The following is a 26473-nucleotide window of genomic DNA, read 5'->3' as shown; positions in this document are numbered from 1 at the left end:
TTGTCCTCGGGTTTTTATCACAGAACCTGTCGCTTTTGCATACAATTTTTGTAATACAAATTATGCATCCTAATAGCGGAAACGAAATCCTGCATCGGCATCGCCTTGCCAAACAACCACCCTTGCGCGTATCGCACGCCGCGCGCCATGAGATAGTCCGCCTGTTCCTGGGTCTCCACACCTTCGGCAATCACCGCGACGCCGACGTCCTTCGCCATGTCGATGATGTGCGCCACGACATGCCCCCTGACCGAGTTCGTGCCGATGGCCGACACGAACGATTTGTCGATCTTGATGTAGTCCACGTCCAGTGAGCCAAGGTACGAGAGTGACGAGTAGCCCGTGCCGAAATCATCGATCGCCACGCGGATGCCAAGCTTGCGTAACCGCTCGATGTTCGGGATGACGCGGCTGGCTTCGAGCAGCACACCTTCGGTGGCTTCGACCATCACGCCGTCAACGCCACACGCTTGCCTGACATCGGCAACGCGTTGCGCGATCGCGCAAGCGGCCAGATCCTCCGCAGACAGATTGACCGAGAAGTACATCGCACGGGCAAGGTCCCGCGGTAACGCCTGTGCGTCGGCGACGAGCAGATCGAGCATTCTGTTCGTGAGCTTCCTGATGCGGTGATGCCGCTCCGCCAGCGGGATGAACTTGTCGGGCGCGATCCACTGCCCGTCGTGGCACCAGCGCATCAACGCTTCGGCGCCGATCCATTTCCCGCTTTCCAGTTCGACAATCGGCATGTACGCGAGGGACAGTTCATCGTCACGTAGTGCGCGATCAAGCTGCCGCAGCAACCCATGCCGCCGACGCAGCCCCAGGCGCGCGAGCACCACGAGCGCACCGCCGAGCAACGCGCCGAACGGTACCAGCCACGTCGCGACATTCCGCCAGTTGGTGTGGAGCGCGCTGGCCGGGGACATCACGACAGCTGCATAGTCACGCGAGGGAGAGAGGCTGACCGACCCCGTGGCGCCACGGTGCTGCCACGTGATTGTGCCGCGTTCCCGAATCAGTGGCGGCATGCCGCCAAGGTCTATCGGGTCGCGTTGCACGACGATCTGTCTGTTGGAAATGGCGACCAGCGCGATCGCGAAGCCGCGACCGCCGCCGCCGGTGTCGAGAAGCATGTCCGGCAGCGCCAAGCTCGAATAGCCGGTGACCGAGTCAGTCAGCGCAATGTATCGCCGGCTCTCATCGAACGGCAACTTCACGGACGTCCGCACCCAATTGCCAAGACGGCTTCGGTAGGCTGGCGGACCGATCGGGATACCCGCGTCCCCGTCTCCGTACCCGTAGGACGAGCATTGCAGCACGTTGCCTTCGACATAGCCCACCACCTGCAGATAGCTTGCGCCGACGGCGAGGTTGCGCATCAGCGCAAGGTTGTCCGGGGAACATGGAGATGTGGCGCCATGCCGCCTCAGGGCCGCATTGATACGCAAGTTCTGCTCGCTGAAGACGTGGACCCGGTACAGGACCTCCGCAGCAAGGATGCCGGTGTGCAGCTGCTGCTCGCTCAGCGCGAGGCGGTAACTCATCCAGACAGAGGCACAGACGGGAAGCATGAAGGCTAGTGCAAGCGCCGCATAGGTCACGATCCTTGTTATCAGCCCCCTCATCCGCACCTCGATTCGTTTTTTTTGAGCCGATCAATCTATGCACTACGGCGGTTCGACGCTTAACCACTGGGGACAATAGCTTGACGGCTCGGGACATGACACCGCTGCATTTGAGAAATGACATATTGATGCTCAATAAAGTCCGCCCGGCATCCGTTAGCGCTTCGGATCGGGATATGGGGCGTTCCCCCGGGGCTGCTTCTTCGCCCGCTCCCGACAGTCAATGACAACAATCGAAGACCACACAGGAGGACCACAATTCATGCGCCTGCTTCGCGGTATGACAATTCAACGCAAGCTCATCCTGAGCACAATCACCTGCCTCCTGCTCGTTGTGACAATGACCGCGATGCTCATCCTGTGGCAGATCAGCAAGGGGCTGCAGGAGCGCGTGGTCGATCTGGAATTGCCGGCGATCGTCGGCGAGATTCGCAATGACATGCTGCATCAGATCGCACGCCCGTTGGCCGCCGCGCAGGCAATGGCCGGCAACACGATGCTGCGTGACTGGGAGAGCAACGGACTCGCGGACGACTACGTGCCGACGTGGCGTCGCTACGCTGCGGAGATCAAGTCACGCAATCAGGCGGACGCGGTCTTCTGGGTATCGGCCAGCCAGGGCAAGTACCTCACGGAGAAAGGCGTGGACCGCACCGTGCAGGCGGATTCCGCCGGGGACAAATGGCTCTTCGACTTTCTCTCACGCGGCAAACCCTACGAGCTGTCGCTGGACAAGGATCGCAATTCGGACAGCTACATGCTGTTCATCAATGCGCGCGCGGAAGCCGGTAATGGCAAGCTCGCCGTGGCGGGTCTGGGGCTTTCCATCAATCATCTGGCCGAGACGATCAACGGATATCGCCTGGGCAGGACCGGCTCGATCTTCCTGGCTCGCGCCGATGGCAACGTACTGATGCATCGCGATGCGAGACTGGCGGAGGCCGGCACGCCGCTGGCGGACCTGCCAGGCTTCACCACTGATGCCGCGCGGACGCTGCTCGCGCGGCAGCCGTTCGCGCACACGGAGGTTGATGCCCCGGAAGGCAAGCGAATCGTTGCGGCATCCTATGTGCCCGAGCTGGACTTGTACGTGGTAGCGCAGGTGCCCAAGTCCGAGGTTCTCGAAGAGATTCGCCACTCGTCGATCATCGCGGCCGTGACCGCGGGCCTGTCGGGCAGCCTGCTCGGCGTCATCGTGCTCTATTTCGTGATCCGTGCGCTGGTGGCGCCGATCGGTCGCGTGGCCAGCGCGCTCGACGCGATCGCCACGGGCAACGGTGACCTGACCCAGCGGCTGCCGGTGGACTCGCAGGATGAGGTTGGCCGGCTTGCGGATGCCTTCAACCGCTTCGTCGCATCACTGAATCGCACGATCGGAGATGTTCGACAAGGCGTGGTGGCCATCGCGGATGCGACACGCGAAATCGCGCAGGGCAATCACGACCTGTCCACCCGCACGGAGAATCAGGCGGCGGGCGTGGAGGAAACCGCCTCCGCCACCGAACAGCTCACGGCCACCGTGGCCACCAACGCGGACACCGCGCGCCGCGCGAGCGCGCTGGCAGCCTCGGTATCCATGGACGTGCGCCGCAGCGGCGAGATGATGACCAACGCGGTATCGACCATGGAAACGATCACGCATAGCGCGGGCCAGATGTCGAGCATCATCGACGCCATCGAGGGCATCGCATTCCAGACGAACATCCTGGCGCTCAATGCAGCCGTGGAGGCCGCGCGTGCCGGCGAGCATGGTCGCGGCTTTGCCGTGGTGGCGGGAGAAGTACGGGGACTGGCACAGCGCTCGGCAAACGCCGCCAAGGACATCAAGACGCTGATCGTCGGCACCGAGGAAGCCGTTCGTACCGGACGCTCGCTCGTCAATGAAGCCGGCGATGCCATGCAGCAGATCGTGCCGGCGATGCAGCAGGTCAGCACGCTGGTGGAAGAGATCGCGGAGGCCAGCGGCGAACAGAGCCGCGGCCTGGGCGAAATCAATCTTGCGATTACCGAGATGGACAGCACCAACCAGCAGAATGCCTCGCTGGTGGAGCAGGCGGCCGCCGCCGCGAAATCGCTCGAGGATCAGGCGACCGTGCTCAATCGCGTGGTCGCCGTGTTCAAGCTGGACGAACGCCTGCTGCAGGCCTGATCAGCCGGCCCTGCGCTTCCATTCCGCGTAAAGATCCGGGCACGATGCCGGCCGCACCGGCATGTACCGGATCTTCATCGACTGCTCGGCGAACGGCTTCGCCAGGTCAGCATAGATGGCCGCGGTGGAAAGACCGTATGGCTCGCCATCGTCGTTCGAATAGGCGTAGGTCACTTCCTTCACGCCCGCCATCCGCATCGCCGCCATGCACATTGGGCAAGGATGTCCGCTGGCATACACGGCACAGCCATCCAGGCTGGGGCTGCCGAGCTTCTGGCTGGCGGCGCGGATGGCCGTCAGTTCCGCATGAGCGGTGGGGTCGTTGGTGCTCAGGATCTGATTGACGCCGGTGGCGATCACTTCACCGTCCTTCACGATGACGGCCCCGAACGGCCGGCCGCCCTGTTCCAGGTTGGTGCGAGCCAGCTCAATGGCTTCGCCCAGATATCGTTCCGCGTGATTCGTGTTCATGTTGCTTCCTGCTCTTTATGGATTGCCGCTCTGGCGGCGGGCCAATGGTAACCGCGGACGACGCATCCTCGCTTCGTTCGCTTATCGCACATTTGCATTGCAGCGCATCCGTTTTTGACCGTCGTTGACACGCCATTGCGTGGATGCGTCCCCGATAATGACCCGCGCCGATCCCATCGGCTGCATATGTTCCGCCATGCGGACGCAATAAAGAGAATCAAAGTAGGAGATGACGTCTTGCGTATCAAGCATCAAGCCTCGCGCATTGCGCGCGTTGTAGCCATTGCCGTTGCCGGCCTTTCCATCCACCACGGCGCCATCGCCGCCGACGCATGGCCGGCCAAGCCGATCAAGGTGATCGTGCCCTATACCCCGGGTGGCTCCACCGATACCGTTGCGCGCGTGGTGTTCGAGAAGGTTTCACAAAGCCTTGGCCAGCCGATCGTGATCGAGAACAAGCCGGGCGCCAACAGCACGCTGGGCGTCGGCGTGGTGGCCCGTTCGGCGCCCGATGGCTACACCTTCGTGTCCGTGCTGGCCGCGTACAGCGCGAACATGTCGCTGTATTCGAAGCTGAGCTACAAGCCCACCGACCTGGCGCCGGTCGCCGAGATGGCTGAACTGCCGCTGTTCCTGTTCTCCAGCAAGAAGCTGCCGGTCAAGACCGTGGCCGAACTGGTCGACTACGGCAAGAAGCATCCGGATACGCTGACGTTCGGCTCCAGCGGCATCGGCAGTTCGGCGCACCTGACGGGCGAGCGGCTGGCGATGGAATCGAAGGTCAAGATGACCCACATTCCGTACAACGGCAGCGCCCCGATCCTGCCCGCGCTGGTCTCGGGCGAGATCTCGATGGCGTTCGATCCGCTGCTGGTGCCGATGCCCCACGTGAAGTCGGGCAAGATCAACGTGCTGGCCGTGGCATCGGCCAAGCGCTGGCCGAGCGAGCCGAACATCCCGACGATGGAAGAGTCCGGTTTCCCGGGCTTTGTGATGAGCTCCTGGACGGGCCTGCTGGCACCGGCAGGCACGCCGCAGCCCATCATCGACCGGATGGCGAAAGAGATCGCCGCCGCCACGCGTAACCCCGACGTGACGAAGAAGCTGACGGAGCTGGGCTTTATTCCAGTCGGCGGCACGCCCGAGGAGTTCCGCAAGCTGATCGAACGCGATACGTCGCGCTACGGGCAAATCGTGAAGGCTGGCAAGATCACGCTGGACTGACGACTGACAGGTACGGGCGCCGCCACGGCGCCTGTGCTTGTGCCTGTATCCGCGCAGCGTGGGCAGTCTCTCCGCGTCGCGCGCTGTTTCAATCACCCCACCCTACTCGTTCCGGCCCCACGCTTCCGGCCAGTCTCCCTGCCGGCCGACATAGTCATCCACCGCGCTGCCCACCGTCGGGTGAAAGCGGTCCTCGCCGATCACGTCCATCAGTTCGAAGCGCCGCAGCTTGTCACGGACCGGGTCCTTCATCTCCGCGAAATGCAGGGCGATACCGTGCTCGCCCAGTGTGCGACTCAGCTCGCGCAGCATGTCGGCGGACGTCACATCCACACTGGTCACCGGCTCCGCGGCCACCACCACGCGATACACGGGGGCTGGAGACTCGTCGATCGCCTCCTGCAGGCGTTCCTGGAACAGCTCGGCATTGGCAAAGAATAACGGGGCATCCCAACGGAACAGCACAAGCCCGGGAATCCGCTTGCCGTGCGGATAGCGCTCCAGGTCATGGTAGCCGCGCAGGCCCTCGACTTGTCCGAGTATCGCGTAGTGGGGTCGCCAGCCGTCCCAAAGGAATTCGATAATGGCGAGCACCACCGCAAGGCCGATGCCGGGAATCGCACCGAACACGGCAACCGCCACGAAGCAGACCATCGAGAGCCAGAACTCCCATTGCTGGATGCGATAGATCCGCTTCAGATCCGCGAACTCGAACAACCCCAGCGCGGCGGCAATCACCACTGCCGCGAGCGCGCTGTTTGGCAGATAGCGCATCAGGTCAGGCGCCACCACCAGCAGCGCCGCGACAGCCAGCGCGCCCACCACGCCAGTCAACTGGGTCCGCGCGCCGGCCGCCTCGGCCACCGGCGTGCGTGACGCGCTGCTGCTGATCGGGAAGCCCTGGAAAAAGCCCGCGGCGAGATTGGCGGCGCCAAGGCCAACCATCTCCTGGTTCGGGTCCACGCGGTGATGGTGCCGGGCCGCGAAGCTGCGGGACAGCACACTGGTATCCGCGAAGGCGATCATTGCCACGGCGCAGCCACCCGCCACGATCTTGACGAAGTCGAGACCGCTGGCCCAGGGCACCGCGAAGGCCGGCAAACCCTGCGGGATCGAACCCAGCACCTTCACACCCATCTGGTCCAGGTCGAACATGATCACGCACAGCGTTGCCACGATCACCGCTATCAGGATGCCCGGCACGCGTTCGAAACGCTTGAGCGCGAGGATCAGCACCAGGCTACCTGCCCCAACCGCGGCGCTATACCAGTTGACCTGGCCAGCAACCAGCGCCTGGCCCAACAGCACCAGTTCCCGCAACGGCCCGGTGTCCTCCACACGGATGGCGAAGATCTTCGGCAACTGGCTGACCAGCACCGTGAACGCAATCCCGTTCATGTAGCCGTAGCGGATCGGCTTGGACAGCAGCTCGGTGATAAAGCCCAGCCGCAGCAGACCCATGACGATGCAGAACAGCCCCGAGACGATCGCCATCATGCTGGCCACCGCGATCGCGCGCGCCGGATCACCACCGGACATCTGGACGACCACTGCAAGCACCGGCGCCGCCAGCGCCGAATCGGGGCCGAGCACGAGAATCCTGCTGGGGCCGAATACCGCATAGGCAAGCAGCGGCACGATGGTCGCGTAGAGGCCGTAGACGCCTGGCACACCTGACGCTTCCGCATAGGCAATGCCAACCGGCACGAGCATCGTCGTCAGGACCAGCCCCGCCGTCAGGTCCCGTGGCAGCCAGCTTGCCTGGTAGTCCCGGGCCATCGCCACGCCCGGCAGCCATCGCAGCCAGGAATTGGGGATCCGCGCTTTACGCGAGGCGCCTGGGTTGCGGCCGTCGGATAGCATGGTCGGTCCTCTTTTCTAGTTGCGATGCACCGTGGGGATTCGGCAAGACATGGCCATACATCCCTAAGCATAGATGTGGATCATCAATACCGCGCGACTAGTCGCTCCACCCGTTCGGCCACGAAATCGCGCAACCCGCGCAGCAGCGGCGTCAGTTGCGAACGCCCCGCCACGACCATGTACAGCGGCGATGCTTCGGCCGTCCACTCGGTGCACAACGCACGCAGGCGACCCGCCGCGAGATCGTCGGCCACATCGAACCAGGCCTTGTAGGCGATGCCCTTGCCGGCCAGCGCCCACCGACGCACGGCGTCCCCATCGTTCGAAACATTGGCCGGCTTGACGCGCACGGTCAGTGTCTCGCCGTCTTCGCGCGCGAAGCGCCAGCGATCATGCACGTCATCGCCAAACATGTAGCAGAGACAGCGATGCGCGGACAGGTCATATGGCGTTTGCGGCATGTCGTGACTGGCGAGATAGCCCGGCGAAGCGCATAGCACCCTGTGGATGCCCGTTGCCACCGGCACCGCCACGAGATTCGAATCCGGCGGCTCACCATAACGGAAGGCCACGTCGACGGGATCGCTGTAGATATTCGCCATGCGATCCGTCAACTGCAGCCGGAATTCGACCAGGGGATGGCGGTCCTGGAACGCATCGAGCCAGGGCAGCAGCAGGTTGCGTCCGAAGTCAGACGGGGCCGACAACCTGACCACGCCCTGGAACGCCTGGTTGCCGGTAGCCAGATCCCGGCTTGCCTGCTGCAGCACCTCGAGCGCGGGCCGGCATTGCGCCAGGTACTGCTCGCCCTCGCGGGTCAGCCGCATCGTGCGTGTGGAGCGCACGAACAACTGGACGCCCAGTTCGCCTTCCAGCCGCTTGAGCGCCGCGCTGGTGGCCGCCGGCGTCAGGTCCAGCGCCCGCGCGGTGGCGGACAGGCTGCCGTTATCGGCGGTGCGCACGAAAATATCGAGTTCCTGAAGCAATCTCATGGGCGTCGAGGCACAGGGCCGATCTGAGGTGATCTTCAAATTTTATTTGAATACGGGTACAAGTGAAGCCCAGTTTTTCAATCGACTGCGTAGTGGGATCATTCGCCATCCCCATCACTTCGAAGGACGCGCCATGGAACCCGCACATCCCGCCAGCCCGCGCGACGCCTGGCAGTTCGACCACCTCAACGTGTCGATCGGTGCCGATCATGCGTTGCGCGCCCTGTTCGAAGGCGTGATGGACATGCATCCCGGGTATCGGCCGCCGTTCCCTTTCCCGGGCTTGTGGCTCTATGAGGGCGACCAGGCCATGGTGCACGCGGTGGACGACGACTCGCTGTCAGCCAGCAGCGGCGAAGTCCGCATGGGCCATATCGCGTTCCGCAGCCAGGCCAGGGCGACAGACGTCATCGCCCGCCTGCAGGCAGCCGGCCTGCGTTTCCGGGTGGCCCATGTTCCCGCCGACGGCACCATCCAGATTTTTGTGCCACTGCCCGGCGGACTGGTGGTCGAGCTCGATGTGCCGGGCGATCCGGACATCGCCACCAGTCACCAGTACAGCGCCGAGCGGCGCGCGCCGGACGCTAGCGACATCTGAATTCGCTAGCCGCGCCAGGTACCCGTTATCCCCCCTTCCCCAACATCGCATCCACCTGAACGAGGAAACACCATGAAAGCCATGAAGCTGTCGGAGATGATCGCCACCCGCCATACCGTGAAGGCGTATGAGCCGGGCCGCGCCATTCCGCAAGACGTCATCGACGAACTGCTGGCCGTGCTGCACAAGAGCCCGTCATCCGTGAATTCGCAACCGTGGCACTTCGTGGTGGCGTCCACGCCGGAGGCCCGGGCACGCGTGGCGCGTGCCGCCAGCGGTGGCTACAGCGCCAACGCGCCGAGGATCGAGAATGCCTCGCATGTGATCGCGCTGGCCGTGCGCGCCGACATGGACAACGCCCACCTGAACAAGCTGCTGGAAGCCGAGGAGCGTGATGGCCGCTTTACCGCGGAAGGCGCGAAGGCGGGGCAGGACAAGGGACGTCGATATTTCGTCGACCTGCACCGCTTCGCGTTTCGCGACGTGCAGCAGTGGATGGCGAACCAGGTTTACCTGGCGCTCGGCAGCCTGCTGACGGGCGCCGCGGTACTTGGCGTGGATGCCACGCCGATGGAAGGCTTCGATCGCAACATCCTCGATGCGGAACTCGGCCTGCGCGAGCGTGGCTATACCAGTCTCGTGCTGGTGTCGCTCGGTTACGGCAGCGAGCAGGACTTCAACGCTGACCTCCCCAAGTCGCGGCTCGGCAAGGAAGAGGTCTTCACGTTCCTGTAACGGGCGCCACTGAGAACGTCATTTGGGGCGTCATTAAGGGACGCCAGCACGACGATGCTGGCGTCCTTGCGTGGGGATACGCGCGCGGATGGGTTCCTGCTCATGCCTCGTTCGGCGACAGCCACGCCGAGCGCGGCGCGGCGTCTCCGGCGCGCGGGTCGCGCTGCAGGATGCGAGCAAATTCGTCGAGATCGGCCTTGGCCTCACCGGTGGTCACCTGCTGTTGCAGCAGCACCATGACCGGATGCGGCGGACGGCCCATCGCCGTGGCCACCTCTTCGGCCGCACGGAATCCGCCGCGCGCGGCCATCACCGCGATTGCCGCCAGCGGCCCCTTGTAGCTGCTTTGGTCCTGCAGGAAGCTCCGCATCGGCGCCGCCAGATGCTCCACCCAGACCGGCGCCATCACCACCACGCTGCCGCAGGTATCGAGCGGCGGACCGTCATAGCGATAGCCAACCTTGCGGCCCAGCCGATTGTCCAGGACACAACGCAAATCTCCCCACCAGCCCGCCCGGCTGACCGCGTCACGCAGTTCGACTACGCGCCAGCCCAGGCGCGAGCCGAGCATTTCGGCAGCTTGTCGCGTGGTGCCGGTGCGGGAGTAAAAGATCACGAGGTTTTCAGCCATGTTGTCTCCTGATTGCCGAATGGATGGCGCTGACAGATTTCATCTGTCAGCCTAGCGGCAGACGTTGTCACGTGTTTGACGTGCGTCAATCTGCGATCAGGCCTAGTGTCTAGACTCGAGACACAATCTTGCAGCTCAGACACAAGAGGCCGTCATGCATCGCAACACATACTTCCTGGCCATTGCCGCCGCAGCCGTGGCATTGACCTCGCTTCCAGCCAGCGCGCAGAAGAACTACACCGATGGCGGCGACCTCTACGGCGGCGCGCACGCGCCGGTGACAAAGGACGCACAGGCACCCGCCAAGTCTGGCAAACAAAAGAATAGTGCTTCCCGCAGCGGCAAGTTCGATCCCTATTCGGAAGGTGCGCAGACGAAGTCCAATCTGACTCCGCAGAAAAAGGGCGCTGACGACGCGGCGCACGCCGGGAAATTCGACCCATACACCGAAGGCCAGGCTGCCAAGCAGTAACCCGCGCCAAAGCCACGCATATCCGTCACCCCTCCCACCTGACTGGAACGCTCATGCAAAAAAACGCTGGAACCCTTGACCGCCTCGTGCGCGTCGTCATCGGAGTCGTGCTGATTGCCTTGACCCTGACGGATCAGATCGGCGTCTGGGGATGGATCGGCGCGGTGCCGCTCGTGACCGGTCTACTCGGATACTGCCCGCTCTATCGCGTGTTCGGCTTCAACACCTGCCCCATCACTCGCCGCGGCAGTTGACCACCAAACCCTGAGGCGACATCGTCGCCTCAGGAATCGGGCAAACCGCGAACCTGTCGGATATCACGTTCCGCAGCCACTGGTTGCCCACCTCCCGGTGACGGGTAGCGTGCCAGAACACGTTGACACTGATCTCGGATATCTTCACCGGACACGGCGCGGAAACCAGGTTGAACAACACCAGCGCGCGCTCCGCATAGGCCTGTGGCACCACCGCGATCAGATCGGTCGATTGAAGGATATGACCCAGCGCCGCGAAATGCGGCACGCTCAGCCGCGAGCGCCGCGTCACACCCGCCTGCTGGATTGCCGCATCCACCCTGGTGTGGCCCGTGCCTTCCGCGCTGATCGACACACGATCCGCCATGGCGAACGCTTCCAGCGTCATATCCCTTCGGCCAAGCGGGTGCCCTTTCCGAAAGATGCACACGTACTGCTGCGACAATAGCCGGCGCTGGAAGAAGCCCGCCGTCAGGCCTGGCAGGAATCCGATCGCCAGATCGATACAACCACTTTCCATTGCGCCCTTGAGTGAGTCGCCGTGTATGCACACCGTGCTGATTTTCACCCCTGGCGCCAGTTTGCCAAGCCGCTCCATCAGGCCTGGCAAGAGATAGATCTCGCCGATATCGGTCATGGCCACGGTGAACGCTCGCGTGCTCGTCAAGGGGTCGAACGTGGCGCGTGCGTTGAGCGAGTGGTGGATGACATCGAGCGCTTCGGTGATAGGCCCGGCTAGCGTGCCAGCAAGCTGCGTGGGGATCATGCCCTTCGACGTCCGCAGAAACAGGTCATCGTCCAGTAATTTGCGCAGGCGATTCAGCGCATTGCTGACAGCTGGCTGGGAGATCCCAAGCGTCCGCGCCACGGCGGACATTTTGCGTTGACGCAATAATTCATTGAATACGACAAGCAGGTTCAGATCGATGTCCTGCAGTTCCATTACTACGTCTCCACCCCGATTTATCAGGCACTACCGCTGCATTATCACTAACGGTGATAGTGCAATTCAACCGGGCCCCTATTGTCAACGCCGTAGTTAACGGCACTATGGTGCCCGGACAAAAAACCAGCAAAAACAGTGCTGTGGACGTTCGATCCAATCACCGTATTTCGCGACGCCGGCACACGACCGACGCAAGGCGATACGACAGGCCCCAAACCGCATCACCGCCGAAACTGGCAACGCCAGTCTCGCGGAACCTGAAGCAAACGTCCGTGGCAACTCCCCACCATCAGGGTGGGCCACGACCTGGAGATTGAGGATGACTACCGTCGAAACCTGGCAGCAAGTACTGTTGCTTTACGCCGATTACACTGCCGCGCTCGATAACAAGCAATGGGAGAAATGGCCCGAATTCTTCCTGGAACAATGTGTGTGCAATGCGCAGTCGCATGAGGCTCATATATGCGGCTTGCCGATGGCAACACCCGCTTTCGAGAGCTGTGGACTGCTCATGGAAAAGGCATGTGCGAACGGAATAGGCGCCCAGGATCTCCATTACAGGCAGCAGGTCGGCATCCCGCGCATTCTGGAGGACAGCGGTAGCCAGATCCGCACCGAGACCAGCTACGCGGTCTTCCGCACCACGCCCGACGATACGTCGGCCATCCACAGCGTCGGACGCTACCTGGACACCATTGCGCGCACCGACGCAGGCTTGAAGTTCGCGTCGCGCGTCTGCATTCTTGAAAGGAGGGCGATCCCGGATTTGCTCGCAGGCCGATGCATGAGCCGTTGAGCCAGCGCATCAGCCGCACGAAACACGGATCGAATCATTTGCCCGGGTCAGGGATCCTGCTGCCCGTGCCAGTGCTTCCATCCCATTGGGCGCCGGACAGGCGGTAGAGCACATGCCTGGCGAGGCGATCCCCCGAAGGCAGTGCCGGATGATCGAAATCGTCGCTGGCCGCGTGATGCATGCCAAGCCGCTGCATCAGCTGTTCCGAACGCTGATTGATCGCCGCAGTGAAGGACACGATCTCGGCAAGCCGCAACGCGCCGAATCCGAAATCCAGCGTCGCGCGAGCCGCCTCCGTGGCATAGCCGCGTCCCCAATGCTCTCGCGCGAGACGCCAGCCAATCTCCACGCATGGCCCAAATGGGGGAGCCCACGACGGTATCGCCAGTCCGGTGAATCCGATGAAGGTCGACGTTTCGCGCAACTCGAGGGCCCACAGCCCGAAGCCATGCTGCGCGTGATGCTGACGGATACGGTCCATAAGCGCATCGCTCTGGGCATCAGACAGCGTCGACGGAAAGAACGCCATGATCTCTTCGTCCGCATTGATGGCGCGAAACGGTACGCGGTCTTCCTCGCGCCACTGACGCAGGCGCAGGCGAGCGGTGGGGACAGGTTCCATGTTCAGCAGGCTCCGTCTCTTCGGATCTTCGGGTTCCAGAGGGTTCCCGGTCACACGACCAATCGACCAGTCACCGATGCCCCATCACCCAGCGTCAAGGCCCTCGAACCGCCTTGCCGCATGGCACGACGGCAGGCCGATCATGCCACCATTGTCAGGCCGCGTGGAATTGTTCTCCACGTCACCCGGTGGCAACGAATGGGTAGCGCAGAGTAGCGCACATGAATCGGCCGCTGAAACAAGGATGCCCTGTTCTGAAGGTCTCCCCGAATGATCTTGATGGCGCCGCCTAGAACTCCACCATGGCAAAGTCTTCCTTGCCGACGTCGCACTCGGGGCAGCGCCAGTCGGCAGGAATGTCCTCCCAGCGCGTGCCGGGTGCGATGCCGTCCTCGGGCAACCCGGCCGCTTCGTCATAGACCCAGCCGCAGATGATGCAGACCCACTGCTTGAATTCGCTCTCGGCGTTTGCGGCAGGCTCTTCTTCGGCGTTTGCCTTCGTGCGGGCGGGCGCGATGTCAGCCTGCACGGGCGGCCCTTCGAGACTGAACACCAGCGGCGCGGTGGTACCCGACGCGGCCAGTGCCAGATGTGCCTGAAGCTGCGCCAGTAGAGCCTGGGCCTCGTCGATGGTCAGGTCCACCCAGTACGGATCGCCTGCGGCGTCGTTCAGCCGTTGCGGAGAGAACTGGATTTCGACGGAAGTGCCTTTCTTGTACATACGGAAACCGAGCGGGGGCTGGTGCGAGTCAAAAATAGCCTCGCACATGGCGGCATTGCGCCGGAATTCAAGCCCCCGACATCGTCCGGTCAGGACTTCGCACTCCATGAAGCGCTGCCGCTACCGGCCACCGAGTACAGCGCACCCGGCGCATTGCGCGTCTTCTGGAAGTCTTCAAGGGACTGGCCACGCATCGCCGCGTAGATATGCAGGTTCGAGACACCGCAGACCGCGCCAAGCTTCTCCAGCAGGAAGAAAATCACGCCGTAGTGGATCATGCCGCGCCAGTCGCGGCGCGTGATCATGTCGCGCTCTTCCGGCGTCAGGGCCGCCTCGTCGTAGGTTGCCAGCGGATCGGCGCGGAATCGCTCGCGGAATGCCGGATCGATAAGTTGATGCAGATAGCGGTTGATCCGGTATGCGCGCACGCTGGTTTCCAGCGTGAACGGGTACGTCCCGTCCAGTTGCTCGATCCCGTGCAACTGATGACCAATGTGCTCGCGCTGGCGTTCGGCACGCGCCTCTCGCAGCGCGGGGGCGTCGGCGGATTCGTTCTCGTAGACCGCCACTGCGATGCCGGTCATCGACGGCAGATAGTAATCACGATGCAGGCAGCGGACACGGCTCGACATCGCGCCACGCATCACCATCCACATGACCACTTCCGCGCTCTCGAAACCGCCTCGCTTCGCGTACTCGGCATGGGTGATGTCTAGCAGCGACTCGGGATCGGATTCGAACAGGTCGAGGAACTGGTGATCCCACGCGGTATTGTTGAAGCCAGCACGCTCGCCATGCACCTGGTGCGACAGACCACCGGTGGCGACGATCGCCACCTTGAGGTCTTCCGGGTAGCTCTCCACCGCGCGGCGGATCGCCTGTCCGAGCTTGTAGCAACGACGCGCCGACGGTGCCGGGAACTGCAGCACGCCCACCTGCAGCGGCAGGATCTTCACGGGCCACTCGCCCTCGTGCGGCAGCATGACCGACATCGGCGAGAAGCAACCATGATCGAGCGGCTTGTCCTGGAAGAACGACATGTCGAACTCATCGGCCACCAGCGATGCTCCGACGTGCCGCGCCAGTTCGACGTGGCCGCGCGCAGGCGGCAGGTTGCGCGGGCCGCCGCCCTCATCGGCAGCATGGTAGTTATCGCCGATACCCAGCGCAAAGGCCGAATAGTGATCGAAGAAGAACGACGTGACGTGATCGTTGTAGACGACGAGCAGCACGTCGGGCTTTTTCCTGGCGAGCCACTCGCTCACCGGCGCATAGGCCGCGAAGATCGGCGCCCAGGCGGGGTCCTGTTGCTTGCCCGCGTCGAGCGCGAATCCGATGGTTGGCGTATGGGATGAGGCGATTGCGCCGATGATGGTGGCCATGGCAATACGTCAAGCGGTTACGGCGCGAGGCTGCGCCTTCGTGGAAACAATGGAGATCGCCGCCATGGTCGCCGGAACGGCCAGGATGGCAATCACCGCGCTGAAACTCCAGCCCATCGACAGCAGCACACCGCCCGCCATGGAGCCGGTGATGCTGCCGAAGCGGCCGATGCCGAGCATCCAGCTTACGCCAGTGGCACGCACCGGCGTGGGATAGCACTGCGGCGCGAAAGCGTTGAGCCCGGTCTGCGCGCCGCTCATGCAGAAGCCGGCCAGCAGCACGTAGAGTGCGAACATCGACGACGTGACGCTGCCCGAAGCCAGCATCAGGATGAACACCGCACCCAGCACATATGACACGCCGATCACGCGATGGGGCGCGAAGCGGTCCATGCAGTAGCCCACCACCAGCGCGCCGACGGTACCGCCGAGCTGGAACAGTGCCGTCAGGTTGGCGGCGCGCTCGATCGGCAGGCCGGCGTCCTTGATCAGCGTGGGCAGCCAGCCGCTCAGCAGGTAGATCACGAGCAGCCCCATGAAGTACGTAATCCACAGCGCCAGCGTCATACCGCGATAACCCGACGACAACAGGGTGCGCACGGGTTGCTTGCCGGAAACCGGCGGCTCGCTGATCGTGAACACGGTGTCATCGGCCACCACGCTGCCGATCACGCGGCGCAGCGTGCGGGCGATTCGCGCCGGCGCGACATTGCGGACCACCATGAAGCGCGCCGATTCTGGAATCAGCATGATGTAGAACGGCAGGCAGATCAGCGGAATCGCGCCACCGGCAATCAGCACCGCGCGCCAGCCATGATGCGGCAGAAGCGCGGCGGCACCGAAGCCCACCAATGCGGAGCCGAGGTTGAAGCCCGTGAACATCGTCGCCAGCAACATGCTGCGCGAACGTTCCGGCACATACTCGGAGAGCAACGTGGTCGTGCTCGGCATGGCCGCGCCCAGACCAAGGCCGGTCAGGAAGCGCAGCAGCGACAAGGTTGCCGTGCCATCGGCAAATGCGCTCAGCAGATTGAATACGCCGAACAGCGCGATGGAACCGACCAGCAATTTCTTGCGGCCGAAGCGGTCGGACAGCGGCCCGACCACCAGCGCGCCGATAGCCAGGCCAATCGGCGCGGCGCTCATCACCACGCCAAAGGCGGCCTTCGAGATGCCCCATTCGCGTGTGATGTCCGGCGCGAGGAAGCCCATGATGGCCACATCCATCCCGTCCGTGGCGACGATCAGGAAACACAGCACCAGCAGCAGCCACTGGTAGCCGGACATCTTGCGTTCGTTGATATGGGCCCGAATGTCGAGCCGTTGCGTTGTCATGTTGCCGTCTCCTGGCGTGATCCGCCGTGCGGGAGTCAGCGGATTCTAGTTATCGACATGGCTAATCGCCGCGGAAGCGGCCGGCCGCGCATCCCCCATGCACGGCAACGGCAGTCTACGTTCAGCAGGGGATAGCAGTATTGCTTTGTGGCGCGGGCTGCGTTGCCATCTACTTATCGACGGCCTGTTCCATTGACCCGCTGGCGTGCCGCAGCGCGGCGATCAGCGCATCGGCGCCGGGCGAGAGACGCGCGCCCACGCGAGTGGTGATGCCGATGCTGCGCGCCGTGTCGGGCAGCGGGAGCCCCAGTTCGCGCAGCCAGCCCGCGTCGATCTCATGGCGAAGCTGATGGGCGGACAAGGCGGTCACCATGTCCCCCTGCAGCAACATGCCGCGCACCAGCGCGAGGTCTCCGGTTTCAACCAGCGGCTGTGGCAACGGCAGGCCACGTGACGCAAACACGCCGTCCAGGGCCTGGCGCGACGGCGATGCGGCGCGAGACAGCACCCACGGATACGGTTCGAGATCGGCCAGCGTCACGCGCTTTCTGGCCGCCAGCGGATGCGCGGCGCGAACGATCAGCGAGATCCGGTCCTGGAAAAGCCTCTCGGTGGCAAGCCCTTGCGAGGCCAGCGGACGTACCGCGCCAAGAATGAAATCGATCCGCCCGGCCAGCAGGCCCGCGGTCAGTTCCTCATACGGGCTTTCGAGCGTCCGGAAACGCAGATGCGGATGGCGCCGGTGCACGTCGGCAATCGCCATCGGCAACAGCAGCGTGCGGCCCAGCGGCAGCGCGCCAACCGTCACCACACCTTCCAGCACCCCCTTCAGCGCGGCGATATCGGCGCGGATATTGCGCAGTTCTGCCAGCACGCGCTCGAAGCGAACCACCCAGCGGCTGCCTGCGTCGGTGGGCACCATGCCCCGCGCCGTGCGCGCGAAGATGGGCTGGCCCAATGCATCCTCCAGCCGGGCGATTGCCTGACTGACCGCCGGCTGCGACACGCCGATCGACGCCGCCACGCTGGGCATGTGATGCACCTCGGCCAGCATCGCCGCCACTTCGAGCCGCCGTTCGTTGTGCAGCGCGTCGATACTAGCGACGGCGGCGCCCGATTGCGCCCGCATCCGTACCGCTTCCTCCCGCACCTCGCGCAAGGCGCCTTCGATATGCCGCGCGCGCTCAAGCACGATCTCGCCGGCACGTGTCAGCAGCATCCCCCTGCCCTTGCGCTCGAACAACACCACCCCGAGCGTCTCCTCGAGCGCGGCCACCGAGCGGGCAATCGCAGACGACGCCCGATGCAGCGACTCAGAGGATCGCCGTACCCCTCCGGCAGCGGCGACACCGGCAAAAACGTGAAGGTGATGCAGGCTGATGGTCTCCATGGCGTCGTCCGACCCGATGTTGTATTTGTGCTGTCGATAAGCAGATTAGAACAACTGTCCCGCGACATGGCAACCAAGGGATTCCACGGTACGCCGATACTTCGGCCACCCGATGGACAACCTGATGGACCACCGATCGGACCCCTGATCGGGTCCGACTACGCACCCGCCATGACGCCCTGCCTCGCCTCCGATCTCCGCGCGATTCCTTGCACGCTGATGCGCGGCGGCACGTCACGCGGACCGTTTTTTCTCGCGAGCGATCTGCCGGAAGACGTGCCAGCACGCGATCGCGTGCTGCTGGCGGCGATGGGCAGCCCGGACCCGCGCCAGATCGACGGCCTCGGCGGAGCCCATCCACTGACCAGCAAGGCCTGCATTGTGTCGCGCGGCACGCCGGGTCATGCCGACCTGGACTTCACATTCGCGCAACTACAGCCGAACGCCGACACCGTCGATACCACCCCGAACTGCGGCAACATGCTGGCGGCGGTGCTTCCCTTCGCGATCGAACGCGGACTGATTGCGCCGCAGGGCGACATCACCCGGGCACGTGTGCTGACGCGCAACACCGGGATGCTCTGCGACATCACGATCCAGACGCCCGGCGGCGTGCCACGGTTCGCGGGCAACGCGCGCATCGACGGCGTTCCCGGCACCGCGGCCCCGATCGTGATCGATTTTCTCGACACCGCTGGCTCCGTCTGCCATGCAATGCTGCCCACCGGCAACGCCATCGACGTCTTGACGATCAACGATCCGGTGCGTGGCGGCTCACGCTTGATCGCCGCCACCTTGATCGACAACGGCATGCCGATGGTGCTGATGCGCGCGGAGGATCTCGACCGCACCGGCTACGAAAGCGTGGCCGCGCTCAATGCCGATCACGAACTCAAGCAACGCATCGAAGCCGCGCGGCTCGTCGCCGGCGAACTCATGGGGCTTGGCGACGTCTCCGACAAGAGCTATCCGAAGATGTGCCTGCTGGCCCGGCCACGCCAGGGCGGCAGCATCGCCACGCGTTGCTTCATCCCGCGCGTCTGCCACGATGCGATCGGCGTGCTGGCCGCCATCACGGTGGGCACTGCCTGCGTGTTGCCAGGCACCGTGGCAAGCGGCATCGCAGTCACCAGCGTCGGGCCGCTCCACGCCATCAGCGTCGAGCACCCGACCGGCGAGTTCACCGTTGAACTGGAAACCGATCCTGCCAAGCCGGGATCGATCGTACGTAGCGCGCTGATCCGCACCGCGCGTCCCATCATGCGCGGCGAGGTACTGGTGCCGACCAGCGCATGGCCTCTGTCTGACGAACTCCCATGATCATCGATTGCCACGGGCACTTCACCACCGCCCCCAAGGCCCTGGAAGACTGGCGCCAACGCCAGATCGCCAGCCTGAACATCCCTGCGCTCGCGCCTTCCGTCAGTGAACTGCGCATCAGTGATGACGAACTGCGTGACGCCATCGCCAGCAATCAGCTTCGCCTGATGCGCGAGCGTGGGATGGACCTGACGATCTTCTCGCCGCGCGCGTCGTTCATGGCGCACCACATCGGCAGCTTCGAAACCAGCGCCACGTGGGCCGCCATCTGCAACACGCTCTGCCACCGTGTCAGCGAGCTGTTCCCCGACCAGTTCGTCGGCGCCGCCATGCTGCCGCAATCGCCGGGTGTCGATACCAAGAGCTGTATCGACGAACTCGAACGTTGCGTGCTCGAGTATGGCTTTGTCGGCGTGAACCTGAATCCAGATCCGTCTGGCGGACACTGGACATCGCCACCGCTATTCGATCCGTACTGGTATCCGATCTACGAGAAGCTCGTCGAACTCGACGTGCCGGCCATGATTCACGTCAGCACGAGCTGCAACGCGTGCTTCCACACCACTGGCGCGCACTACCTGAACGCCGACACCACCGCATTCATGCAGGTGCTGACCAGCGACCTGTTTCAGCGCTTTCCGACGCTGAAGTTCGTGATTCCGCACGGTGGCGGCGCGGTGCCCTACCACTGGGGCCGGTTCCGTGGGTTGGCGCAGGAGATGAAGCTGCCGCCGCTTGGCGAACACCTGCTCAATAACGTCTTCTTCGATACATGCGTCTATCACCAGCCTGGCATCGACCTGCTGACGCGCGTGATACCGGTCAAGAACGTGCTGTTCGCCTCGGAGATGATCGGCGCGGTACGTGGCATCGACCCCGAGACCGGCCACTACTACGACGATACGCGGCGCTACATCGATCAGGCCGCGCTCTCTGACGAGGAACGTCACCAGATTTACGAAGGCAACGCGCGGCGCGTTTACAGCCGACTTGACGCGCGACTCAAGGCACGTGGCCGCCAGGCAGCGCCATCGAAGCCAGGCATCAACGTTGTTCCAGAAAAATATCTAACGGAGGAGAAGAAGATGAAACTGCGCCACCTGGCGCTGGCGGCCGCGCTCGGCCTGCCCGCCATCGCCAACGCCCAATCCGTGACGCTCTACGGCGTCATCGACACCGGCATCGAGTACCTCAACCACGTCGGCACCGCCAGCAACTCCGTCGTCAAGATGGCCAACCTCAGCGGCACCGTACCCTCCCGCTGGGGCCTGCGCGGCACCGAGGACCTCGGCAGCGGCATGAAGGCTAACTTCGTGCTCGAATCCGGATTCGCCCCCGACAGCGGCGTCTCCAACCAGGGCGGTCGCCTCTTCGGCCGCCAGGCATGGGTCGGCCTCTCCGGCAACTGGGGCCAGGTCAGCCTCGGCCGCCAGTACACCATGCTGTTCTGGGCCACGCTCGACTCCGACATTCTCGGCCCTAACGCCTACGGTTCCAGCTCGCTCGACAACTACCTGCCCAACGCGCGGGCCGACAACGCCATCGCCTACAAGGGCAAATTCGGCGGCTTCACCATTGGCGCTACCTACAGCTTCGGGCGCGACACCGTCAACGCTGGTCCCAGCCCCTCCGGCACCAACTGCGGCGGCGAGAACCCCGCCGACAAGACCGCCTGCCGCGAATGGTCGGCCATGCTCGGGTATGAAACCAACTGGTGGGGCATCCTGGGCGCCTATGACTCGCAGCGCGGCGGGCCCGGCGCCTTCGGCGGCCTGACCTCGAGTTCGCTCAAGGATGATCGCGCCACTCTCGGTGGCTACATGCTCGTGGACCGCGCCAAGATCGGCGCCGGCTGGATCGGGCGTCGCAACGGCGCCATCGCCACGCCGCGCAGCGACATGTTCTACGCCGGTGTCGCCTACGACATCACTCCTGCGGTGACGCTCTCCGGCGAGGCGTTCTACCTCAAGTACCACAACAGCGCCGACAAGGCGTGGCTGGGCGCGTTACGTGCCAGCTACGCCTTCTCCAAGCGCACGTCCGTCTACACCACGCTTGGCTATATCGACAACGGCGGCAAGCTGGCGCTGTCCGTGGACAAGCGCTTCCACCGGCGCATCGCCCGCGCCTGGCGGCTCGCAGTTCGGCGCAATGCTTGGCATGAAGCACGTCTTCTGACGGCACTTCATTCGTCGGCTTGAGACTGGGCTCCACCTGCCCGCTTCTGGTCATGACTGGCTGGGAGCGGGCTTTTTTTGCGACTGCAGTCCTGTGCCGAGCGGCCCGTAGTGCCAGTGACGTGCAGATAGGTGCAGATTGAACCCGTCCACGGGCCGTTTCATTGCCGCGCCGGGCCCGGCGCGCTATCGGTAGCTCACCGTCACCTCGTTACTGCGGCCTTGCAGGGTGGGAGACAGCCCCCCACGGCCAGCAACCCGGTAGGCAAACACGAACCCGCCGGTCGCATCGTCGCCCGCGAACGCATCGGTCTTCCCCTGCGCGCCAGACAGCAGCACGCAGCGTCGCGCGTTACACAGGTATGCTTCCAGATCGATAGGCGGGGTACTGGCGAAGCTGTAGCGCCAGCGTACCGATGTAACGATGCCACTTGCCTGAGGCATCGTGCCGGGGGGCAGCACCGGCGACGAAATCGTGCGCTGGCCGCGACTGGCAATCAGCGGTCCCTGCGCGGAGCTGGTCCAGGCATAACGCGACCCACTGAGCTCGTAGGTGGCGCGCACGTATGTCTGCGCGTCGACCCATGTGGGGGCCAGACAAAGACACAACGCGAATGCCAGAAGATGACGCATCACAACATGCCGCGAAGCTGGTTGCGCAGCCGCGTAATGGCCTGGCTACGGATCTGGCAGACGCGCGATTCGGTCACTTCCAGCACGGCCCCGATCTCACGCAGGTTCAACTCCTGGTCGTAGCAAAGCGAGAGCACCAGCTTCTCGCGCTCGGGCAGCTTCTCGATGGCGCGGATCAGCGCGTCACGCATTCCCGATTCCATCAGCACCGTGAGCGGATTCGCTTCGTCGGTCACCCCAAGGTGCCGATCCAGGAAGTCTTCTTCCCCGGAACGTTCGAAGTCCTCATAGTGCAGCAACTGGCAGCCATGGACTTCGTTGAGCAGTTCCTGATACTCCTCCAGCCCCATTTCGAGTTCTTTCGCCACTTCGGAGTCGATGGGGCTCCGGCCGAGTTTCTGCTCGAGCTGGCGCTGCGTGCGTTCGATCTTGCGTGTGAACTGGCGCAGACTGCGCGATTGCCAATCGTTGGCGCGCACCTCGTCGAGCATAGCGCCGCGAATGCGCTGGCTCGCATAGGTCTCGAATCGCGCGCCATGGTTGTCCTCGTAGCGCTTGGCGGCGTCGAGCAGGCCGATCATGCCGGCCTGGATCAGGTCGTCGATCTGCACGCTGGCCGGAAGCTTCGCCGCCAGCTGCAACGCGATGCGTCGCACCAGCGGCGCGTGCGACTTGACCACGTCTGCCTGTTCGAGCTTTCCCTGAATCGTGTACATGGTGGAACTCTCGGTAAATGCTTTCTATCGGTGCCAGCGCCGCGCAAGCATGGCCGCGGCTGACTGTCTGGCTCGGTGTCCGGTCTTGTCGACTTCTTGTTCTGGCTTCATGCGGGAACGGCCACAGCCGCTCCCTGGGGCGTTGTATCGTGTCGCAACGGCCATGCGCCGATACCGCTGGCGATGTGGCGCAGCGCGCTGGTGGATGCCGCTGCGGGATATGCCTCCACCACGCAACGGCTAAGCTGGAATGCGCGGGCCACCAGCGGGTCGATCGGCAGGTATCCGGTCAGACCAGCCTCGACGCCGAGGTACTGGCTCGCGGTACGTGCAAGATTGCGCGCCAGCGCGGCAACGGTCGCTTCGGTGGCCGCCATATTGACGACCAGATGGAAGCGGCGGCATGCGTACTCGTGATGCAGACGCTTGATGCGCGCGTAGGCCGCGGTAATCGACGTTACCTCCGGGCGCATGACAATCACCACGTTGTGGGCGGTTGCCGCCAGAGGCGACAGCGCGCCGGTCGCATCCGTGCGCGCGTCGATCAGCACCGACCGCATGTCGGGAATCAGATCGGATAGCGCGCGGTCCATGTTCCCGGCATCGACTGGGATGTCACCTGCCGGCAGTACCGCGATGCCACTGGCGGGACGCGTGCCAATCGCGGCGGCCGCAGACACTCGGCTGGCCAGCACATCGGCGAGCGTTGCCACAGGCGCGGCGCCCGACAGACGCGTGGCACGCACGCCATGGCGATCCTCGTCGACGAGCAGCACGCGTTCGCCCTGCATGGCCAACGCATTGGCCAGACCCAGTGTCACCGTGGTGGCGCCCGCCCCCGCATCGGCGGCAACCACCGCGATGCGCCGGGTGACGCGCGGCGCCAGCAGACGGCGCAGGCTTTCTGCCTGATCGGAACCCATGACGTTCAAGGCTTATTCCCCCGCGACTGCCAACTGCGGCAGTCCGACTGTCGCCTGCATTGCCACGTCGGCAGTGATATCACCGACGAGCGCAGGCGAGGCGGCACGTCCGGGATAGTTCTCCAGCACATCCAGTAGCGCCAGCAGGCGACCCATGCCCTCGTTGAGCACGGAGCCTGGCACCGGCACATTCGCACGCGTCGCGGCACGGCCGGCCAGGCGTGACAGGAACGCCGGTGCGGTTGCGGTGGGGGTGTGCTGCAGGCGCAGCGTGGTCAGCCCGAGCTGGAGCGACACCATGCTGGTCCCCTGACTGTCCGACGCATCGCCGTCCTGCGCGAAGTGTTCGGCGGCATGACGCAGCGTGCGGAACTGCTCGTCCGCGGCGTTCGCCCATTGCATCCAGCGAGCGACCTGCGCGGCGTCATCGGTCAGCGCCACGTCGCACAGCACGTACTCGACCGCCAGCGTTTCGCCGGTATCACGATCCGCCATGCGGGAGACAACGAGGCACGCTTCGGTGCCGGCCTCGGCCGTGTTATCGCGAGCGCGTCCAACCGCACGAACCGTCCCTTCCGGAATCCGCACGGTACAGTGACCAACCCAGTGCACAGCGTCGCGGTCGCGCCAGGTCGTGTCGCCAATCGCATGAAACGTCAGCGTGTCGGCGATCGCATCGAGCTTGCTGGCGGCGCCACCAGTGATCACGCGCGCGGTTTTACGCGTACCCGCCACCCAGCGCTCACCGAGCTGATGCCAGCGCGCAATCACGGCGGCCGATGGCACCGAAGCATTCAGGTTGACGACGGTACGTGCCGCAGAAAGCGTGGCGCGCACGGTCTCGGCTTCGGCATCGGCGTCCGCTTCTGACATCGACTGCCGCGTACGGCCAACGGGCGCGGTGGTACCGGCCAGCGGCATCCCGTCCCGATCGGCAAGCCACAGGATGCATTGCATCAACTGCGGCGCGCGACGACCTTGCACCGGCTGGGTGAAATTCTGCGATACGGCGAGCACATAGCGCTCGCAGGCCCGGCTGGCGTCGCGGCACATCGCCATGCGTGCCTGCTGGCCCATCTGGCGCAATCCCACGGTACCGGCGCCGCGCTGTTGCCAGAGCTGGCGCGCGACATCGAAGCCGTAGCCCGCGGCGTTCAACTCTTCCACGCACGTGCCCACGGCATTAGCGCTGTCAGTCAACGAACGCAGCATGTCATCGGCGCCATTGCGCTCGGCCGGGCGCGGCGTTGCAGCGTCCGCTGCAACGGCATGGCGGCGTGCCATGTCGGCGTCATTGAACAGCGAGCCACGACGCGGCGTCATGAACGCGCGTTCCACCAGTGTGCTGGCCTGCGCGAGTTCCAGATGTTCCGGCACGCGCTGGCCAGTGGAAGCATAGAAAACCGGCAGGCGATGGCGGATCACCACATCGAGCACCGAGCCCAGATGGGTCGCTTCATCGAGCTTGCTGATGATGCACCCGTCGATGCCACCAGCGTCGCCGGCTGCGTCGTGCCGATAGGCGTGCACGACTTCATTGAGCGTATCGCCATGCGCGGCGCCGTTGAGCAGCAGCACGCGCTGCATCGGCGCCTGCACGCCAGCCAGCATCGCGATCTGGTCGGACAAGCTGCGATCGCGCTGGCTCATGCCAACGGTGTCGATGATGACCAGATGCTTGTCCTTCATCGCCGATAGCGCGAAACGCAGGTCAGCGGCGTCTTTCACCGCATGCACGGGCACGCCCAGAATGTCGCCGTAGATGCGAAGCTGCTCGTGCGCGCCGATCCGGAAGCGGTCGGTCGTCAGCAAGGCCAGGCGATCGGCGCCGTGGCGCAGCACGTAGCGCGCGGCCAGCTTGGCCGTGGTGGTGGTCTTGCCCACGCCGGTGGGTCCGATCAGCGCCAGCACGCCGCCCTGATCGAACAGTGCGTCCTCGTTGGACAGCACAGGCACCTTCTTCGCGATTTCCTGCCGAATCCACGACATGGCGGCCGGACGATCGGTACCCACTGGCAGACGGGAGATCAACGTACGTGACAACTGGCCAGAGAAGCCCGCGTTCACCATCCACTCGAACAGCGACTCGCGCAGCGGATCGCCCACGGCCACATTGCCGGCGCCGCTGGACAGGCCAGCAAACTGGCGCTCGAGCATCGAACGCATCGACGCAAGCTCGCCACGCAGATCGCCAATGGCACCGTCGTCGGTCCGGGTAGCCTGCCCGTCGACGGCATTGGCCGCCGCGATGGCAATCGGGCCGATCTGCGCCAGGGCGGTCTCAAGAATCTGGGATGCGGCCGGCGTGGGCGACACATAAGGCTGCGCATTGGCGTTCACCGCGCCGAGATCGGTGTCGCGCATGGCGACGATCTCCACGCCACCATCGATGGTCCGGTTCGACAGCACCACGGCATCCGGGCCCATCGCCTCGCGCACCTTGCGCATCGCTTCACGGCCGTTGGCCGCCACAAACTTTGCCACGCTCATGTTCA

The 26473-nt window shown here is 64.2% G+C and carries 23 protein-coding genes and 2 pseudogenes; 10 read left to right on the top strand and 15 right to left on the bottom strand.

The genetic code is table 11. The annotated features are described in order from the left end of the window. Positions 1 to 17 precede the first annotated feature (17 nt). Positions 18 to 1547 (bottom strand): EAL domain-containing protein, encoded by a 1530-nt coding sequence (locus WD006_RS08970; RefSeq protein ID WP_227874020.1) that lies wholly within the window; start codon positions 1545 to 1547, stop codon positions 18 to 20. A 343-nt stretch (positions 1548 to 1890) separates the two neighbouring features. Between WD006_RS08970 and WD006_RS08965 the strand changes: the two genes are divergently transcribed. Then, positions 1891 to 3777 carry a methyl-accepting chemotaxis protein gene (locus WD006_RS08965; protein ID WP_011518243.1) on the top strand — a complete coding sequence of 629 codons (1887 nt, stop codon included), beginning with the start codon at positions 1891 to 1893 and terminating at the stop codon, positions 3775 to 3777. Here the strand turns inward: WD006_RS08965 and WD006_RS08960 are convergent, their stop codons facing one another. Further along, positions 3778 to 4248 (bottom strand): nucleoside deaminase, encoded by a 471-nt coding sequence (locus WD006_RS08960; RefSeq protein ID WP_011518242.1) that lies wholly within the window; start codon positions 4246 to 4248, stop codon positions 3778 to 3780. A gap of 237 nt (positions 4249 to 4485) precedes the next feature. Between WD006_RS08960 and WD006_RS08955 the strand changes: the two genes are divergently transcribed. Then, positions 4486 to 5472, top strand: coding sequence for a Bug family tripartite tricarboxylate transporter substrate binding protein (locus WD006_RS08955; RefSeq protein ID WP_008641121.1), 987 nt, complete (start codon positions 4486 to 4488; stop codon positions 5470 to 5472). A 102-nt stretch (positions 5473 to 5574) separates the two neighbouring features. On the opposite strand, the gene WD006_RS08950 is transcribed toward WD006_RS08955, so the two are convergent. Both WD006_RS08950 and WD006_RS08945 read right to left on the bottom strand, forming a co-directional pair. Further along, positions 5575 to 7335 carry a SulP family inorganic anion transporter gene (locus WD006_RS08950; protein ID WP_011518239.1) on the bottom strand — a complete coding sequence of 587 codons (1761 nt, stop codon included), beginning with the start codon at positions 7333 to 7335 and terminating at the stop codon, positions 5575 to 5577. 83 nt (positions 7336 to 7418) lie between these two features. Then, the gene (locus tag WD006_RS08945; protein WP_029306944.1) at positions 7419 to 8327 is read right to left on the bottom strand and encodes a LysR family transcriptional regulator; all 909 of its coding nucleotides are present in this window, start codon (positions 8325 to 8327) and stop codon (positions 7419 to 7421) included. A 133-nt stretch (positions 8328 to 8460) separates the two neighbouring features. Between WD006_RS08945 and WD006_RS08940 the strand changes: the two genes are divergently transcribed. Beyond that, positions 8461 to 8925, top strand: coding sequence for a hypothetical protein (locus WD006_RS08940; protein WP_011518237.1), 465 nt, complete (start codon positions 8461 to 8463; stop codon positions 8923 to 8925). Between the two features lie 81 nt (positions 8926 to 9006). Next, entirely contained in the window at positions 9007 to 9660 is a 654-nt protein-coding gene (gene nfsB / locus WD006_RS08935) for an oxygen-insensitive NAD(P)H nitroreductase (RefSeq protein WP_029306943.1), read from the top strand. A 100-nt stretch (positions 9661 to 9760) separates the two neighbouring features. Here nfsB and WD006_RS08930 read toward each other — a convergent pair whose 3' ends face one another. Next, positions 9761 to 10291 (bottom strand): flavodoxin family protein, encoded by a 531-nt coding sequence (locus WD006_RS08930; protein WP_017512007.1) that lies wholly within the window; start codon positions 10289 to 10291, stop codon positions 9761 to 9763. A 154-nt stretch (positions 10292 to 10445) separates the two neighbouring features. Here WD006_RS08930 and WD006_RS08925 point away from each other — a divergent pair, with 154 nt between their 5' ends. Then, on the top strand, positions 10446 to 10763 hold the full coding sequence (locus tag WD006_RS08925) for a hypothetical protein (protein ID WP_029306942.1): 318 nt from the start codon (positions 10446 to 10448) through the stop codon (positions 10761 to 10763). A gap of 53 nt (positions 10764 to 10816) precedes the next feature. Next, entirely contained in the window at positions 10817 to 11017 is a 201-nt protein-coding gene (locus tag WD006_RS08920) for a YgaP family membrane protein (protein ID WP_029306941.1), read from the top strand. On the opposite strand, the gene WD006_RS08915 is transcribed toward WD006_RS08920, so the two are convergent. Then, positions 10998 to 11960: a LysR family transcriptional regulator gene (locus WD006_RS08915; RefSeq protein ID WP_011518233.1), complete on the bottom strand. Its 963-nt coding sequence runs from the start codon at positions 11958 to 11960 to the stop codon at positions 10998 to 11000. The genes WD006_RS08920 and WD006_RS08915 overlap by 20 nt on opposite strands. Positions 11961 to 12282: 322 nt before the next feature. Here WD006_RS08915 and WD006_RS08910 point away from each other — a divergent pair, with 322 nt between their 5' ends. Then, positions 12283 to 12759, top strand: coding sequence for an aromatic-ring-hydroxylating dioxygenase subunit beta (locus tag WD006_RS08910; RefSeq protein WP_011518232.1), 477 nt, complete (start codon positions 12283 to 12285; stop codon positions 12757 to 12759). A 34-nt stretch (positions 12760 to 12793) separates the two neighbouring features. On the opposite strand, the gene WD006_RS08905 is transcribed toward WD006_RS08910, so the two are convergent. The 5 genes from WD006_RS08905 to WD006_RS08885 all read right to left on the bottom strand — a co-directional run bounded on the left by WD006_RS08905 (position 12794) and on the right by WD006_RS08885 (position 18209). Next, on the bottom strand, positions 12794 to 13381 hold the full coding sequence (locus WD006_RS08905; RefSeq protein ID WP_011518231.1) for a GNAT family N-acetyltransferase: 588 nt from the start codon (positions 13379 to 13381) through the stop codon (positions 12794 to 12796). Between the two features lie 289 nt (positions 13382 to 13670). Further along, a complete protein-coding gene (locus WD006_RS08900; RefSeq protein WP_080711365.1) occupies positions 13671 to 14102 on the bottom strand; it encodes a rubredoxin in 432 nt (143 codons plus the stop codon). A gap of 89 nt (positions 14103 to 14191) precedes the next feature. Next, a complete protein-coding gene (locus WD006_RS08895; RefSeq protein WP_029306938.1) occupies positions 14192 to 15484 on the bottom strand; it encodes a gallate dioxygenase in 1293 nt (430 codons plus the stop codon). A gap of 9 nt (positions 15485 to 15493) precedes the next feature. Then, positions 15494 to 16819 (bottom strand): MFS transporter, encoded by a 1326-nt coding sequence (locus tag WD006_RS08890; protein ID WP_029306937.1) that lies wholly within the window; start codon positions 16817 to 16819, stop codon positions 15494 to 15496. Between the two features lie 169 nt (positions 16820 to 16988). Beyond that, positions 16989 to 18209 carry a LysR family transcriptional regulator gene (locus WD006_RS08885; RefSeq protein ID WP_011518227.1) on the bottom strand — a complete coding sequence of 407 codons (1221 nt, stop codon included), beginning with the start codon at positions 18207 to 18209 and terminating at the stop codon, positions 16989 to 16991. Between the two features lie 171 nt (positions 18210 to 18380). On the opposite strand from WD006_RS08885, the gene WD006_RS08880 reads away from it, so the two are divergent. The 3 genes and pseudogenes from WD006_RS08880 (at position 18381) to WD006_RS08870 (ending at position 21707) form a co-directional block, all read left to right on the top strand. Further along, positions 18381 to 19529 (top strand): 4-oxalomesaconate tautomerase, encoded by a 1149-nt coding sequence (locus WD006_RS08880; RefSeq protein WP_029306936.1) that lies wholly within the window; start codon positions 18381 to 18383, stop codon positions 19527 to 19529. Next, positions 19526 to 20545 (top strand): annotated as a pseudogene (locus tag WD006_RS08875) (amidohydrolase family protein); the annotation flags it as partial. The gene WD006_RS08880 and the pseudogene WD006_RS08875, both read left to right, overlap by 4 nt. A gap of 69 nt (positions 20546 to 20614) precedes the next feature. Continuing rightward, positions 20615 to 21707: pseudogene (locus tag WD006_RS08870) on the top strand (porin). A 185-nt stretch (positions 21708 to 21892) separates the two neighbouring features. On the opposite strand, the gene WD006_RS08865 reads toward WD006_RS08870, so the two are convergent. The 4 genes from WD006_RS08865 to flhF form a co-directional block, all read right to left on the bottom strand. Then, complete coding sequence (locus WD006_RS08865) at positions 21893 to 22339, bottom strand: flagellar protein FlhE (protein ID WP_029306935.1); 447 nt, start codon at positions 22337 to 22339, stop codon at positions 21893 to 21895. Continuing rightward, positions 22339 to 23055 carry an RNA polymerase sigma factor FliA gene (locus WD006_RS08860; RefSeq protein ID WP_008641079.1) on the bottom strand — a complete coding sequence of 239 codons (717 nt, stop codon included), beginning with the start codon at positions 23053 to 23055 and terminating at the stop codon, positions 22339 to 22341. Before WD006_RS08860 ends, WD006_RS08865 begins: the two co-directional genes overlap by 1 nt. 107 nt (positions 23056 to 23162) lie before the next feature. Next, on the bottom strand, positions 23163 to 23978 hold the full coding sequence (locus WD006_RS08855; protein ID WP_029306934.1) for a MinD/ParA family ATP-binding protein: 816 nt from the start codon (positions 23976 to 23978) through the stop codon (positions 23163 to 23165). Positions 23979 to 23990: 12 nt separating this feature from the next. Further along, on the bottom strand, positions 23991 to 26468 hold the full coding sequence (flhF, locus tag WD006_RS08850; RefSeq protein WP_029306933.1) for a flagellar biosynthesis protein FlhF: 2478 nt from the start codon (positions 26466 to 26468) through the stop codon (positions 23991 to 23993). Between the last annotated feature and the right edge of the window lie 5 nt (positions 26469 to 26473).

Source organism: Cupriavidus sp. Met-2, assembly GCF_049843575.1.
In the GTDB taxonomy this organism is placed as follows: domain Bacteria; phylum Pseudomonadota; class Gammaproteobacteria; order Burkholderiales; family Burkholderiaceae; genus Cupriavidus; species Cupriavidus metallidurans.
The sequence above is the reverse complement of the archived record's forward strand: the minus strand, read 5'-3'. Positions and strand labels throughout refer to the sequence as shown.